At 51.6% G+C, this 12,515-nt stretch carries 9 protein-coding genes and 1 pseudogene; 9 read left to right on the forward strand and 1 reads right to left on the reverse strand.

The window, feature by feature from the left end:
• Positions 1-297: 297 nt before the first annotated feature.
• A complete protein-coding gene (locus tag ACOJUO_RS04785) occupies positions 298-882 on the reverse strand; it encodes an IS607 family transposase (protein WP_422135595.1) in 585 nt (194 codons plus the stop codon).
• Positions 883-1,229: 347 nt separating this feature from the next.
• Here ACOJUO_RS04785 and ACOJUO_RS04790 point away from each other — a divergent pair, with 347 nt between their 5' ends.
• The 9 genes and pseudogenes from ACOJUO_RS04790 (at position 1,230) to ACOJUO_RS04830 (ending at position 12,379) form a co-directional block, all read left to right on the forward strand.
• Positions 1,230-2,477 (forward strand): ankyrin repeat domain-containing protein, encoded by a 1,248-nt coding sequence (locus ACOJUO_RS04790; protein ID WP_422139093.1) that lies wholly within the window; start codon positions 1,230-1,232, stop codon positions 2,475-2,477.
• Between the two features lie 77 nt (positions 2,478-2,554).
• Positions 2,555-3,643: an ankyrin repeat domain-containing protein gene (locus ACOJUO_RS04795; RefSeq protein WP_422139094.1), complete on the forward strand. Its 1,089-nt coding sequence runs from the start codon at positions 2,555-2,557 to the stop codon at positions 3,641-3,643.
• A gap of 136 nt (positions 3,644-3,779) precedes the next feature.
• On the forward strand, positions 3,780-5,540 hold the full coding sequence (locus ACOJUO_RS04800; RefSeq protein WP_422139095.1) for an ankyrin repeat domain-containing protein: 1,761 nt from the start codon (positions 3,780-3,782) through the stop codon (positions 5,538-5,540).
• A gap of 186 nt (positions 5,541-5,726) precedes the next feature.
• Positions 5,727-7,076 carry an ankyrin repeat domain-containing protein gene (locus ACOJUO_RS04805; RefSeq protein ID WP_422135600.1) on the forward strand — a complete coding sequence of 450 codons (1,350 nt, stop codon included), beginning with the start codon at positions 5,727-5,729 and terminating at the stop codon, positions 7,074-7,076.
• Between the two features lie 361 nt (positions 7,077-7,437).
• The gene (locus ACOJUO_RS04810; RefSeq protein ID WP_422139096.1) at positions 7,438-8,847 is read left to right on the forward strand and encodes a hypothetical protein; all 1,410 of its coding nucleotides are present in this window, start codon (positions 7,438-7,440) and stop codon (positions 8,845-8,847) included.
• A 190-nt stretch (positions 8,848-9,037) separates the two neighbouring features.
• On the forward strand, positions 9,038-9,787 hold the full coding sequence (locus ACOJUO_RS04815) for an ankyrin repeat domain-containing protein (RefSeq protein ID WP_422135602.1): 750 nt from the start codon (positions 9,038-9,040) through the stop codon (positions 9,785-9,787).
• Positions 9,788-9,932: 145 nt separating this feature from the next.
• A pseudogene (locus ACOJUO_RS04820) lies at positions 9,933-10,064 on the forward strand (hypothetical protein); the annotation flags it as partial.
• Complete coding sequence (locus ACOJUO_RS04825) at positions 10,006-10,389, forward strand: ankyrin repeat domain-containing protein (RefSeq protein WP_422139097.1); 384 nt, start codon at positions 10,006-10,008, stop codon at positions 10,387-10,389. The pseudogene ACOJUO_RS04820 and the gene ACOJUO_RS04825, both read left to right, overlap by 59 nt.
• 196 nt (positions 10,390-10,585) lie before the next feature.
• On the forward strand, positions 10,586-12,379 hold the full coding sequence (locus ACOJUO_RS04830) for an ankyrin repeat domain-containing protein (protein WP_422139098.1): 1,794 nt from the start codon (positions 10,586-10,588) through the stop codon (positions 12,377-12,379).
• Positions 12,380-12,515 lie beyond the last annotated feature (136 nt).

Raw genomic sequence — 12,515 nt, forward strand, 5'->3', positions numbered from 1 at the left:
CTTCTGCTGGCACATCTTCTGTCAGGTGAATCTTGCCAAGAGCCTCTACGCAGGGATTTAATCCCTTTGGCAAACGGTCAATAGAGAATGAGTGCCTGCTACCTTTGCGGCTTTTGAAACTGATTTCTGCAAAGCCCTCTTTAGCTCCCTTTTTGCTCTTGCTTCACTTGAGCTTTAATGGCAGGTCGCATGTTGATGAATTTTCCGCTGGCATCTTTATAGTCATCATTGCGGAAACGCTCAACAGCAAGGTTGTACGACCTCCGATAGAGCATCAGGGCATCGTGATAGGCTTGCTTATTCTCTGGGTAAAACCTGGTCTTTTTTGATGCTACTCTCTTTGCGTCCTTTGCGTCCTTTGCGTCTTTTAGCAGATCGCTTCCCGTAGTGGCTATTGCAGAATGAGGTAATGAAACCGATAAGCTCTTGGGTGTCGAATGGCTCACAGGCGTTATCCGGGTCATCCAAAACCTCGATGTGTCCTCCCGATAATTCAACAAGCCACTTGATAAGTTCAAATCCTGATCGGGCAAGGCGATTTTTTGTGGCAACCACAATATGGGTTGGATTTCCGCACACCGGTGATTCCAGAATGGTTTGCAGTCCTTTTCGCTTAAAGTTGAAAGCACTGGCAATGTCGCTGATAAATTCTGCATCAGGGTGCTCTTTGAGTAAGATACGCTTTTGCGTGTCAATGCTGGATTTTTGCTTTCCAGAACTCACTCTTGTATAGCATATCTTCCTCTGCTGGTTAATGAATATGCGGAAGTGACCACCACTGGTTTGCTTCACTTTTTCGTAGTGACCGCTTTCGATCTTGTGCCTCATAGTTTGGCTGGTTACGCCTTCAATCTTGGCTAGCTTTGTAGTTGAACCCCACAAGATAAATTCACCTTTTGACGATTTATCTTGTGTCTGGCGTAATTGATTTTGCGATTGTAGCAATTTTATTTGACTGTTTTTGAGCGCAAGCGACGATCCGGCAGAACGGCAACTGGCTCAGGATATTTGACGCAACTACGACTGCGAAAAAGTCCTTATCGAGGCCAGGCAAGGGAAAGGAATGAAAGCATCGAGTTGTGTTATCCAGTAACCACGACTTTAAGGTGTTCCCATCTTCTGGATTTTTGAAATTCGTGATTGTTTAGCCGTAGCAAACTTTGGTAGCCATACCAATGGACTAATATACTTTTTTTGTATCTAACCCTTAACACTTTTGACCAATCCAGATGTTCTATTTATGTATGGCATTGCTCGCTGCCTTCTTCCCGTCGACACCGGAGGCCGATCAATGTCCTATTTGCCTGTCTCCCTTCCATGGTCGAAGTGTACCGCCCGTGGTCGTCACAACCCAATGTTGTTGCCAACGCTTCGATCTGGACTGTATTTCGAGATATTTTACTGATCAGCCCATCGGCTCACGCCGGTGCGCGATGTGTCGGCAAGACCCGATGCCTTTGGTGAATCAGAACACCAGTGAATCTCACCCGGATACATTTTTCCCCGATCAGGCGTTTTATCTAGCCTGTATAAACGGGGATCTGGATCGGGTGGAGAGGTCACTGGCAGAAGGAGTCAATGTCAATGCCGTTGTGATTGGTGGCTTCACTGCCTTAATGTTGGCATCCAGTGACGGGAACAAGGACGTCGTCGAACGCCTGATCAACGCCGGGGCGAACCTCGACGCCGCCTGTTCGACTGGTGCCACCGCACTGTCCATCGCTGCTCAGGAAAATAACATCGACTGCGTGAAACTCCTGATCAGCGCCGGGGCGGATGTCAACGCACGGTCTGAGTATGGCGCCACCCCGCTGTTCATCGCTGCCGGAAAAGGCAATACCGACTGCGTAAAAGCACTGATCGAAGCCGAGGCGAATCTCAACGCCCGGGCCCAGAATGGCTTCACCCCACTGCACATGGCTGTACAAAAAAATAACACCGACTGTGTAAAAATACTGATCAATGCCGGGGCAGATCTCGACGCCCAGAACAAGATTGGCTCCAATGCTTTGCTCGTGGCGGTCCGACACAATAACATCGACAGCCTGAAACTCCTGATTGAAGCCAAGGCAAATCTCAACGCCGCCACTCCGAATGGTGTGCCACCACTGTTTGTCGCAGCCCAGGAAAATAACGCCGACTCTATGAAACTCTTGATCAATGCCGGGGCGAATCTCAACACCCGGGCTACGGATGGCACCACCGTGTTGATCTTTGCAGCTCTGAAGGGCCATACCGATTGCGTGGAAATCCTGATCAACACCGGCGCGAACCTCGAAGTGGCCCGCTTGGATGGTTCCACCGCACTGTTCATCGCTGCTGAGTATGGTAACGCCGACATCATGAAACTGCTGATCGACGCGGGGGCAGATGTCAACACCCTCCGGACTTCAGACGGCGCCACCCCGCTGTCCGCAGCAGCCCTGAATGGCAATACCGACTGCATAGGACTCCTGATAAAGGCCGGGGCAAAGTAGGGAACATTGGATAGCCATACAAATGAACTACCATAGCTTCTTTGTACCTAACCCGAACTACTTATTGGCCAGCACAGATGTTTTACTTATGGATGGCATTGCTCACTACCCTCTCCTGGACACTGAAGGCCGATCAATGTCCTATTTGTCTGGATTACTTCCGTAGCAGTGATGCAGCGACTGAGGTCGTCAAAACCCAATGTTGCGGCCAACTCTTCGATCTGGACTGTATAACGAGGTGTTTTTTTAATCAGCCCATCGGCTCACGCCATTGCGCGATGTGCCGGCAAAACCCGATGCCTTTGCTGAATCAAAACACCGGTGAATCTCTCACGGATACATTTTTCCCCGATCATACGTTTTATGATGCCTGTTATGACGGGGATTTGGATCTGGTGGAGAGGTCACTGACAGAAGGCGTCAATGTCAATGCCGTCATGGCTGATGATTTCACGGCCTTGATGTTAGCATCCTACGGGGGGCACACGGACGTCGTCGAACGCCTTATCAACGCCGGGGCGAACCTCAATGCCGCCCATTCGACCGGTGCTACTGCGCTGTTCTTCGCTGCCCGGGAAAATAACCCCGACTGCGTGAAACTCCTGATCAACGCCGGGGCGGCTCTCAACGCTGCCCTGGTGAATGGTGCCACCCCGCTGTTTATCGCTGCCCAGAAAAATAACACCGAATGCGTGCAACTCCTGAGCAACGCCGGGGCGGATCTCAACGCCGCCAGAACTTCGGATGGCACCACCCCGCTTGTCACCGCAATCTGGAGAGGTTATACCGATTGCGTGGAAATCCTGATCCAAGCCGGGGCGGATCTCAACGCCGCCAGGACTATAGATGGCGCCACCCCGCTATTTATCGCAGCCTGGAGGGGCTGCACCGATTGCGTGGAAATCCTGATCCACGTCGGGGCAGATCTCAACGCCGCCACGACTTCGGGTGGCGCTACCCCGCTCTTCGTCGCTGCTGAGAAAGGCAATACCGAATGCCTGAAAGCACTGATCGAAGCCGAGGCAGATCTCAGCGTCGCCAGGACTTTGGATGGCGCCACCCCACTGTCTATCGCAACCAGGTTGGGTTATACCGACTGCGTGAAAGCCCTGATCGAGGCCAGGGAAAGGAAGGGAACAAAAGAAAGGCATTTTGCTATCCAGTAAAAACAGCATTCAGGTGTTCCCAGACTCAGAGTCATACAAAGGAGTGACTATTTATTCGCAGAAAACTTTGATAGCCACATAAATGAACTATCATGCTTTTTTGTATCTAACCCGAGCTGCTTATCGGGCAACACAGATGTTCTACTTATACGTGACATTGCTCGCTACCCTCTCCCCATGGTCACTGAAGGCTGATCACTGTCCTGTTTGTCTGGTTCCCTTCCAGGGCCGGAGTTTAGCGCCTGTGATTGTCAAAGCCCAATGTTGTGGCCATCGCTTCGATCTGGACTGTGTTTCGAAATGTTTTTCCGGTCAGCCCATTGGCTCACGCCAGTGCGCGATGTGTCGGCAAAACCCGACGCCTATGGTGAATCAAAACACCAGTGAATCTCATCCGGATACATTTTTTCCCGATCTGACATTTTTTTGTGCCTGTTTAAGCGGGGATTTGGATCAGGTGGAAAGGTCTCTGGCAGAAGGAGTCAATGTCAATGCGGTTATGACTCATGATTTCACTGCCTTGATGTTGGCAGCCAAAAACGGGAACAAGGCCGTCGTCGAACGCCTGATCAACGCCGGAGCGAACCTCGACGGTGCCGCCTGTTCGACTGCTAATTCCCCATTGTTCATCGCTACCCGGGAAAATAACATCGACTGTGTGAAGCTCCTGATTAACGCCGGGGCAGATCTCAACGCCCGCTCTGAGGGTGGCGCCACCTCGCTAGCCATCGCTGCCCAGGAAAATAACATCGACTGTTTGAAACTCCTGATCAAAGCCGGGGCGGATGTCAACGCTGTCTCGTCGGATGGCGACACCCCGCTCTTCATCGCTGCCCAGAGAAATAACACCGACTGCTTGCAACTCCTGATCAACGCCAAGGCGGATGTCAACAGCGTCCGGACTTCGGATGGCGCCACCCCGCTTTTCATCGCAGCCTGGAAAGGCAATAGCGACTGCGTGGAAATCCTGATCGAAGCCGGGGCGGATCTCAACACCGCCAGGATTACGGATGCTGCCACCCCACTGTTCGCCGCTGCTGCAAAAGGCAATACCGACTGCGTGAAACGCCTGATCAACGCCGGGGCGGACGTTAACGCCGCCCTGAGTCCGGATGGCGACACCCCGCTCTTCATCGCTGCCCAAGAAAATAACACCGACTGCGTGAAACTCCTGATCAACGCCGGGGCAAACATCAACGCCCGGGTCGAGAATGGCTCCACCCCTCTGTTCATCGCAGCCCAAAAAGGCAATACCGACAGCCTGATAACCCTGATCGGAGCCGGGGCGGATCTCAACGCCGCCAGGATTACGGATGCTGCCACCCCACTGTTCGCCGCTGCTGCGAGAGGCAATACCGACTGCGTGAAACGCCTGATCAATGCCGGGGCAGATGTCAACACCCTCCCGACTCTGGATGGCGCCACACCGCTTTTCATCGCTGCCTGGAAGGGCAATAGCGACTGCATGGAAATCCTGATCAAGGCAGGGGCGGATCTCGATGCCCGGACTGAGGATAGCGCCACCCCACTATACATCGCAGCTCAGGAGGGATATACCGACTGCGTGCAACTCCTGATCGACGCCGGGGCGAATCTCAACACCCCCCTGACTTCGGATGGCAGCACCCCACTGTTCATCGCCGCTGCAATAGGCAATACCTACTGCATGAAAGCCCTGATCAAGGCCAAAGCGAATCTCGACACCCGAACCAAGAATGGCGCCACCCCGCTTTACATCGCCGCCGGGGAGGGTAATACCGACTGCGTGAAACTCCTGATTAACGCCGGGGCGGATCTCAACGCCCGGACTAAGACTGGCGCCACCCCGCTCTTCATCGCAACCGCGATGGGCAATACCGACTGTGTGGAACTCCTGATCAACGCCGGGGCAGAGTAGGGATCAGAGGCAGTAAAAGAAATGAAAGAAAGGCATTATATTGTTCAGTCAATACGGCTCTCAAGTGCTCCCATCTTCTGAGTTCTTAAAACAGGTGATTATTTGGCCATAGGAAACTTTGATATTCAGTAAATGAACTAACATGCTTTTTCGTATCTAACCCGTACTGCTTATTGACCAACACAGATGTTCTACTTATATGTGGCATTGCTCGCTACCCTCTCCCCATGGACAGTGAAGGCCGATCACTGTCCTATTTGCCTGGCTCCCTTCCATGGCCGAAGTGAAGCGCCTGTGGTTGTCAAAACCCAATGTTGTGGACACCGCTTCGATCTCGACTGTATTTCGAGGTGTTTTTTTAATCAGCCCATCGGCTCGCGACGTTGCGCGATGTGTCGGCAAGACCCGATGCCTGTGATGAATCAGAACACCAGTGAATCTCACCCGGATACATTTTTCCCCGATAAGACATTTTTTCGTGCCTGTTTAGACGGGGATCTGGATCAGGTGGAGAGGTCTCTGGCAGAAGGAGTCAATGTCAATGCGGTTATGACTTATGATTTCACTGCCTTGATGTTGGCATCCAATAACGGGAACAAGGCCATCGTCGAACGCCTGATCAGCGCTGGGGCGAACCTCGACGCCGCCTGTTCGACTGGTGCCACCGCACTGTTCGTAGCTGCCCAGGAAAATAACATCGACTGCGTGAAACTCCTGATCAGCGCCGGGGCGGACCCCAACACCGCCAGGACTTCGGATGGCGCCACCCCACTGCAAATTGCTGCTATGAAAGGCAATACCGACTGCATAAAACTCCTGATCAACGCCGGGGCGAATCCCGATGCCCGGATCAGGAATAGCGCCACCTCGCTATACATCGCAGCTCAGGAGGGCAATACCGACTGCGTGATAATCCTGATCGAAGCCGGGGCGGATCTCAACGCCGCCAGGATTACGGATGGTGCCACCCCTCTTTTCGTCGCTGCCGTGAATGGCAATACTGACAGCTTGAAAGCCCTGATCAAAGCCAGGGCGAATCTCGAAGCCCGAAAAAGGAATGGCGCCACCCCGCTCTATACCGCAGCTCTAAAAGGCAATACCGACTGTTTGAAACTCCTGATCAACGCCGGGGCGGATCTCAACGCCCGGAATGAACATGGCGCCAACCCGTTGTTAATCGCTGCCCAAAAAAATAACACCGAATGCCTGCCACTCCTGATCAACGCCGGGGCGGATCTCAACGCTGCCCTGCTGAATGGCGCCACCCCGCTGTATATCGCTGCCCAACAAAATAACATCGACTGCCTGAAAATCCTGGTCGACGCCGGGGCGGATCTCAACGCCCGGTATGAGAAGGGCGCGACTCCGCTGTTGATCGCAATCCTGAAGGGCAATACCGACTGCGCGAAACTCCTGATCAACGTCGGCGCGGATCTCAACGCTGCCTTGCCGACTGGGGACACTCCGCTGTCCATCGTAACCGAGCTGGGCAATATCGACTGCGTGGAAGCCCTGATCAAGGCTGGAGCAAAATAGGGAACTGAGGCAAGGAAGGCAACAAAAGAAACGCGTTGTGCTATCCAACAAACAGGGCTTTCAAGTGTTCCCATCTTCCGAGTTTTGCAATGCGTGATTATTTAGCCACAGCAAACTTTGTAAGCGATGTAGATGAACTATCAAGCTTTATCGACCATACCTGTGCGAACGATCATATTTTTAAAAATTGAACATTAGCACCATTCAATAAACTCCATGGAAATCTACAAGTGTTTTGATTGGACAGGTAAAAATGTGATGTCTAAGCTTCCCTCTACTCCGGCGGTCTCTCAAGCAATCGGTTAGGTACGGGGATTACCCTTTTCTTTTGGTATTTATCCTACAGGCGGTCCATAGAATCATGAAAATACTTTCAAGCCTTTTTCTGGCCTTGATACTTCCATTTTGTTCTTCCCTTTGGGCTGTGAATAATGAGATCAGTGCAGATGGCTTTTTGCAATACGATCCTCAGGAGTATGCCGCTCCTGAAAAGGGCGGTGTAGTTTCTCAAAGAGACAGAAGAGAGGCCCGCAGAGGCGGAGGTTCCTCAGGAGGTGGAAGAAGTAGCGGTTCAAAAGGAGGCAGTTACAAGGGTGGCAGTTACAAGGGTGGCAGTCACAAGGGTGGCGGTTCAAAAAAAAGCGGTCACAAAGTGACAAGCTACATAAAATCATCAGTATCAAGAGCCAGAGTTAAAATTGCAAAATTCATGAAAGGCTACTCCCTGTCCACCTCTAAAAAAATATCTGTCTCCATAAACCCGCTGGGGAAGTCCGCTCGAGGGAGTCAGCCAATAAACAAAATCGAATCAAAAGTCCGCTTTCAGACTAAAGAGTCTGATTTTCTTTACTACACACTCAGGGGGCATGCATCACTGAAAACTTTGTTTCATCTCATTTTAATCGAAAATCCAGAAGACTCCTCAAAGTTATATCTTGGTTACTATGAGGACAATGAAGACAGTGTTATTGATAATACTGTTTTCAGTTCAACGCCAGCACCCATCTTGTTGAAAGACGTTTTATACAAGTCTGACACATCAGCTTCTGCAATCAATGGTACTGCTACCAATAGCACGGCTCTACCACCTCATTCAGATCTGTCTGCAAACGACACTCTTATAAATACTAATTTGACTTCCCGTAATACAACTGGACTACAGGGTTTAATGCCAAAAGGGCGCGAGTTTAAGTCCTTCAAACCCATTCTGAGTTTGGAAAAAGAGCTTGAATATTCAATCGAAGTGGCTTGGAAATCAGAGGATGCAATAGCGTCAGTTGCAATGTCTGATAATAATGGTATGGCGTATACAACAATCAGCCCTTCAGCAACAATGTCTTCTTCGGCACCATCCTCATCCATACTGTCCTCAACGAGACGATTCATGCCAGACGCTTCGGAAGCCATTCCCGAAAATGTCGGCACTCAAATTGTTATCAAAAATAAAGAGGGCATGACTCTTGCCATATTAAATCTTGAACTGGAGCCTGGTTATTTTTCACTCAGTGATGGCAATGGCTATTTACTCGAGTACAGAATTGATGGGGCCGGGATTCATCAGCTGACTAAAATTCACACTAAAAATGAATATGCGAACGAAAACTGGAACAATGTATTCTTTCCAGTGCGTCCTGATAACGATTACACCGCCTTGTACGCATTCCTCGGAGGAGTTGCCGGTTTTCTTGTAGTCGCTATGCTTTTATCAGCATTTGCAGTCAATCATTGTGGCCATCCTCAGGCGAAGACACTTCATGGAACGCCATTATAAAAATGACCTTGCGTTTCTCTACATACCATTTCTCTGGTTGCAGTGTTGATGACGGTTTCTGCTGCAATATCCTTTCAACGATATTTTACAGATAGTTTGGAGCAGGGAAGCACCACCATTCATCATGGAAGCGATGGAATGATTTTAATGCTTTTTTGTATCTAACCCTTAACACTTTTGACCAATCCAGATGTTCTATTTATGTATGGCATTGCTTGCTGCCTTCTTCCCATCGACACCAGAGGCCGATCAATGTCCTATTTGTCTGGCTCCCTTCCATGGTCGAAGTGTACCGCCCGTGGTCGTCACAACCCAATGTTGTTGCCAACGCTTCGATCTGGACTGTATTTCGAGATATTTTACTGATCAGCCCATCGGCTCACGCCGGTGCGCGATGTGTCGGCAAGACCCGATGCCTTTGGTTAATCAGAACACCAGTGAATCTCACCCGGATACATTTTTCCCCGATCGAACATTTTTTCGTGCCTGTTTATTCGGGGATCTGGATCAGGTGGAGAGGTCTCTGGCAGAAGGAGTCAATGTCAATGCGGTTATGATTGATGATTACACTGCCCTGATGTTGGCATCCGGCCTGGGGCACATAGACGTCGTCGAACGCCTGATCAACGCTGGGGCGAACCTCGACGCTGCCGGTTCGACTCGTCCCACTGCACTGCTCTTCGCTGTTAACTATGGTAATACCGATTGCGTGAAACGCCTGATCCACGCCGGAGCGGATCTCAACGCTGCCTTGCCGGATGGCACCACCCCGCTGTCCATCGCTGCCCAGGAAAATAACATCGACTGTTTGAAACTCCTGATCAACGCCGGGGCGGATCTCAACGCTGCCATGCTGACTGGCGAAACTCCACTGTCCATCGCAACCGAGCTGGGCAATATCGACTGCGTGGAAGCCTTGATCAAGGCTGGAGCAAAATAGGGCTTTCAGGTGTTCCCACCTTCCGAGTTTTGCAATGCGTGGTTATTTAGCCAGAGCAAACTTTGATAGCCATACCAATGAACTATCATACCTCCTTTGTGACTGACCCGGACAACTCATTGATAATACGATGTTCTACTTATGTATGGCATTGCTCGCTGCCTTCTCCCCGTCGGCACTGGAGGCCGATATATGTCCTATTTGTTTGGCTCCCTTCCATGCCCGAAGTGAAGCGTCTGTGGTCGTCACAACCCAATGTTGTGGACACCGCTTCGATCTGGACTGTATTTCAAAGTCTTTTGTTGGTCAGCCCATCGGCTCGCGACGGTGTGCGATGTGCCGCCAGGACTACGGATGGCGCCACCCCGCTATTTATCGCAGCCTGGAGGGGCTGCACCGATTGCGTGGAAATCCTGATCCACGTCGGGGCAGATCTCAACGCCGCCACGACTTCGGGTGGCGCCACCCCGCTGTTCGTCGCTGCTGAGAAAGGCAATACCGAATGCCTGAAAGCACTGATCGAAGCCGAGGCAGATCTCAGCGTCGCCAGGACTTTGGATGGCACCACCCCACTGTCTATCGCAGCCATAGCGACTGCTTGAAAGCCCTTATCGAGGCCAGGGAAAGGAAGGGAACAAAAGAAAGGCATTTTGCTATCCAGTAAAAACAGCGTTCAGGTGTTCCCAGACTCAGAGTCATACAAAGGAGTGACTATTTATTCGCAGAAAACTTTGATAGCCACATAAATGAACTAATATGCTTTTCTGTATCTCACCCACACTGCTTTGACCAACACAGATGTTCTACTTATGTCTGGCATTGCTCGCTACCCTCTTCCCATGGACACTGAAGGCCGATCACTGTCCTGTTTGTCTGGCTCACTTTCATGGCCGAAGTGAAGCGCCTGTGGTTGTCAAAACCCAATGCTGTGGTCAACGCTTCGATCTGGACTGTATTTCGAGGTGTTTTCTTGATCAGCCCATCGGCTCACGCCAATGCGCGATGTGTCGGCAAGACCCGATGCCTATGGTGAACCTGAACACCAGTGAATCTTACCCGGATAGATTTTTCCCCGATCAGACCTTTTATCTTGCCTGTTTAAACGGGGATCTGGATCAGGTGGAGAGGTCTCTTGCAGAAGGAGTCAATGTCAATGCCATTATGACTGATGATTTCACTCCCTTGATGTTGGCATCCATTGGGGACCACGAGGTCGTCGAACGCCTTATCAAAGCCGGGGCGGACGTCAACGCTCGGACTGAGGATGGCGTCACCTCGCTGTTCATCGCATCACAGGAGGGCAATACCGACTGCGTGAAACGCCTGATCAACGCCGGGGCGGAGGTCAACACTCACACTAATACTGGCGCCACCCCGCTGCACGTTGCTACTTTGAGAGGCAATACCGACTGCGTGAAACTCCTGGTCAAGGCCGGGGCAAATCTCAACGCCGCCTCGTCGGATGGCGTTACCGCGCTATTCATCGCTGCCCAAGAAAATAACACCGACTGCGTGAAAATACTGATTAGCTCCGGGGCGGATCTCAACGCCAACCGAACTTCGGATGGCGCAACCCCGCTGTTCGCTGCTGCTGCGAAAGGCAATACCGGCTGCATACAACTCCTGACCAACGCTGGGGCAGAGCCCAACGCCCGAACCAGGAATGGCGCTAGCCCGCTGTTCATCGCTGCCCTGAAAAATAACACCGACGGCGTGAAAATACTGATCAACGCCGAGACGGATATCAATCCCCGAACTTCGGATGGCATCACCCCTCTGTACGCCGCTGCTGAGAGAGGCAATACAGAATGCCTGAAACTCCTGATCGATGCTGGGGCGGACGTCAACGCCGCTCGGACTGCTGATGGTGCCACTCCGCTATTCGCCGCTGCTGCGAGAGGAAATGCCGACTGCTTGAAAGCCCTGATCGAAGCCAAGGCGAATATCAATGCCCCAAATAAAAATGGCGCCACCCCGCTATACATCGCAACTCAGGAGGGCAATACCGACTGCGTGAAACTCCTGATCAACGCCGGGGCGGAAACCGACGCCGCCTTGTCGGATGGCTCCACGCCTCTGTTCGTTGCTGCCCGGGAGGGCAATATCGACTGCTTGAAACTACTGATCAATACCGGTGCGGATATCAACAGCCGGATTAAGAGTGGCGCCACCCCCCTCCACGCCGCAGCCTATAAGGGCAATACCGACTGCGTGAAACTCCTGATCAACGCCGGGGCGAAAACCGACGCCGCCTTGTCGGATGGCTCCACGCCTCTGTTCGTTGCTGCCCGGGAGGGCAATATCGACTGCTTGAAACTACTGATCAATACCGGTGCGGATCTCAACAGCCGGATTAAGAGTGCCGCCACCCCCCTCCACGCCGCAGCCTATAAGGGCAATACCAACTGCGTGAAACTCCTGATCAACGCCGGGGCAGATCTCAACACTGCCTTTCCAAATGGCAAAACCCCACTGTCCATCGCAACCAGGATGGGCAATACCGACTGCATGAAAGCCCTGATCGAGGCTGGGGCAAAGAAGGGGACTGAGGCAGGGAAGAGAACAGAAGAAAGGCCTCATTCTATCCAGTAACCATGGCTCTCAGGTGTTCCCATCTTCTGCGTTTTTGAAACAGGTGATTGTTTGACCACAGCAAACTTTGATAGCCATATAAATGAGCTAGCATTCCTTTTTTGTATCCAACCCACACTACTTATTGACCAACACA

This window comes from Endozoicomonas sp. ALC020 (assembly GCF_049275935.1).
Taxonomy (GTDB): domain Bacteria; phylum Pseudomonadota; class Gammaproteobacteria; order Pseudomonadales; family Endozoicomonadaceae; genus Endozoicomonas_A.

What these genes read in the sequence shown, in the direction of transcription:
- ACOJUO_RS04790 (WP_422139093.1), top strand. Translation starts at nt 1,230, where the DNA reads ATGTTCTATTTATGTATGGCATTGCTCGCTGCCTTCTTCCCGTCGACA.
- ACOJUO_RS04815 (WP_422135602.1), top strand. Translation starts at nt 9,038, where the DNA reads ATGTTCTATTTATGTATGGCATTGCTTGCTGCCTTCTTCCCATCGACA.
- ACOJUO_RS04805 (WP_422135600.1), top strand. Translation starts at nt 5,727, where the DNA reads ATGTTCTACTTATATGTGGCATTGCTCGCTACCCTCTCCCCATGGACA.
- ACOJUO_RS04795 (WP_422139094.1), top strand. Translation starts at nt 2,555, where the DNA reads ATGTTTTACTTATGGATGGCATTGCTCACTACCCTCTCCTGGACACTG.
- ACOJUO_RS04830 (WP_422139098.1), top strand. Translation starts at nt 10,586, where the DNA reads ATGTTCTACTTATGTCTGGCATTGCTCGCTACCCTCTTCCCATGGACA.
- ACOJUO_RS04810 (WP_422139096.1), top strand. Translation starts at nt 7,438, where the DNA reads ATGAAAATACTTTCAAGCCTTTTTCTGGCCTTGATACTTCCATTTTGT.
- ACOJUO_RS04800 (WP_422139095.1), top strand. Translation starts at nt 3,780, where the DNA reads ATGTTCTACTTATACGTGACATTGCTCGCTACCCTCTCCCCATGGTCA.
- ACOJUO_RS04825 (WP_422139097.1), top strand. Translation starts at nt 10,006, where the DNA reads ATGCCCGAAGTGAAGCGTCTGTGGTCGTCACAACCCAATGTTGTGGAC.